This is a genomic window from Endothiovibrio diazotrophicus (genome assembly GCF_054657215.1).
Genome location: NZ_BAAHXB010000231.1, coordinates 1 through 2574, shown reverse-complemented (window position 1 = coordinate 2574; position 2574 = coordinate 1). Strand labels below are relative to the sequence as shown.

The 2574-nt window shown below is 41.7% G+C and carries 2 protein-coding genes; one reads left to right on the top strand and one right to left on the bottom strand.

All coding sequences use genetic code 11. From position 1 onward, the window contains the following. Nucleotides 1-933, top strand: a 933-nt coding sequence (locus ACYQ2W_RS25945; protein ID WP_459873919.1) for a glycosyltransferase family 9 protein, incomplete at its 5' end; no start/stop codon positions are given. Here ACYQ2W_RS25945 and ACYQ2W_RS25940 read toward each other — a convergent pair. Continuing rightward, nucleotides 916-2472: a hypothetical protein gene (locus tag ACYQ2W_RS25940; RefSeq protein ID WP_459873917.1), complete on the bottom strand. Its 1557-nt coding sequence runs from the start codon at nt 2470-2472 to the stop codon at nt 916-918. The two genes, ACYQ2W_RS25945 and ACYQ2W_RS25940, sit on opposite strands and share 18 nt — an antisense overlap. Nucleotides 2473-2574 lie beyond the last annotated feature (102 nt).

Genomic DNA, 2574 nt, shown 5'->3' with positions numbered 1-2574 from the left:
ATGGTTAAGTGCAATGCATTCGATAGATCATCTGTGTTTCCAAAAACAAAAGCTTTCGCAAGAAAGCACGGTGTAGATTTGGCGATACCTAATTGCGCTGGAAGTGGAATAGGAAATGCTTTAATGTACACGCGGTTAGTAGAAGACTGGTCCAGAATGAATGGCAGACCAGCAACTATTGCGACAGCGCCCCTAAATCCTTCTATAGGACATATCGCTGGAGAGGATGGCTTTGCAATTTGGAGGAACAATCCTTTTATATCAAAAGTGCTAAATGGGAGTGATCTTGATCCGAAAGAATTCACCATTATTGATGAGGAACGGCGGTCTTTAGTTCACTCTGGCCATATAATTAACAACATTGGTTTTGCGTATGGAGTGAAGCCAAGAACGCTACGGCCTTCAATCTATTTATCGCATGAAGAAATGAAATGGGCAATGAATGCTCTATCAAATTGCCGCCGCCCATTGATTTGCTTACATCCAGGAGGAAATTCAAAAAGCGACGATGGCTCGTTCTGGGCGATAGAGATCTGGAAATCTATAATCAAAGAATTTTCTTCTCATGCCGGTTTATTCCAGATTGGAAGAAAAGAGTTAGGAGATAGAGACGTGGGATTAGCGAATCCTGCCACCAGCCTGCGAGAGACTATGGCTCTCATCTGGGCGTCCGATATATTTGTTGGATTTGATAGCGCCCCTATGCATATCGCGACCGCCTTCGAGAAGCCGGTAATATCACTATTCGACATGGAAAAAAAGGTACAACTCGAAAATAAGTATGGAACCCACCATGCGCCGTCCGTAATACTTCGGTGGGCTTATCCACAAAATATAAATATAGCGATAATGTACAACGACAAAGAAGTTGCTCATAGCAGTCTGTGCAATAAACTACATGAAATTATATACTCTTTAACATATAGCATATAAATCAATTCCCAAGGAATTAATGTTGACGGGATAACAGGTGCATGGTGCCTCCTTGCAATATCCATTGTCCAATCCGCGATGCACATCCACAGCTAGTAATTCCGTCCCTTTTTTGAGTGCAGAACATAACTTATCTATATTTTTTCCAATGACCATCAACATGGACCCCGTCCCTTCGTCTGTAACAATAGGAAAAACATTGCTATCAGTTTTTCTTACACAATATGTATCTGACGCGCCAAGCGCCTCATCATATATTGATATCAGTGACGATTCGCCCATCTCCTTACATATGCTAGAATGAATCCATGCCAATCGCTCTATCGCGGCTGTTTCTCCAAATGGATTTCCAGCAGCAAATTTTGCGACAATATAGTTATTTATAGACCTTATTTGCTCCCTAATATTATCTCTCCACGCAGCTTCCAATGCCCATCTTCTAAACGCATCTCCGGCCCCAACAAAATTCCCCTCTTTCATTTTTAATGTCCCACGCAATAGTCCTGTAGAAATTTTTATATTATTAAATGATCCTCTGTCTATTAGCTTGTCAGCCTCATCAAGATATACTCTAGATAGATTTAAATCATTAAGAGTAAGCGCAACCGTGGCAGCGACAATCAAATCGTGACAACGCTGGCGTGCGCACCCCGGTTCGTTAATCATTGTGTTGCATATTTTTTCCGAGATTTCTGGCCTTGTATGCGCATACATTATAGCCATCTCGCCTCTCAAAACATTGTTAATTGCCGGATCATCCATGACAACATCGGGCGTTTGCAACTTTTCAGCCAAAATGCCAGCCCTGCTGCCCACCTCCCACTCACCGAACAAGGACGCTGCGCTTACCAGACGATTCAAAGCCTGTGAAAGCTCTAGTTTCGATCGAGTGCATTGAATACTTTTTTTTGCCCAATGAGCATAACCCCGCCTGCTTGCCGATCGTATTGATAAGTGAGAAAGGCTATGAGTGTACTTTCTCTTGTATTCTATATATATCTCCGGATCAACTTTTGATTCTTTAGACTTTATGTGATTTAATCCTCTTTTGTTTAGTTTGTATAAATTCTTTTGGCTAACTAAGTAGTACCCTATCCTTGTTATTTCGACCAAGCACGAATGATATGATAGCAGCGAGCCATCATCATTCTTTCTTTGTAGTATTTCTAGAATCCCTCTCAGGCAAGGGAGGCGTTTGGCGTAATCATCTCCTGAGTATTGAATTGCATAATTATATGAATTGATTGCGCTAGACGATCTTCCAATATAGCCATTTATCTTTGCAGATATCATCGCGTTTTTATAATTATCATCCGTGCATTTTTTTGCCGCCATTTGGCAAAGAGAAACCCCCTCTGAGTGACTTGCAAACCACTCGTTAGCGGCAGATCTAATATACTCGTGTGAAAATCGAAAAATATCATCGTCTATCCGCTCTAAAAATCCTGCGGCTACATGACGTAGCAGATTCTCCTCTATAGATTCAACATCCCTGCCGATAAGTCTTGATAATGTCTTGTGCGATATCTCATTGGACACTATGGAATACATCCCTATTGAAAGGGACCCACCCCATTCTCCGACAAATTGGTTACTTAGCTTTTTGTGGTGTTAGCGGCTGCGCAAAACCGCGCATAAATA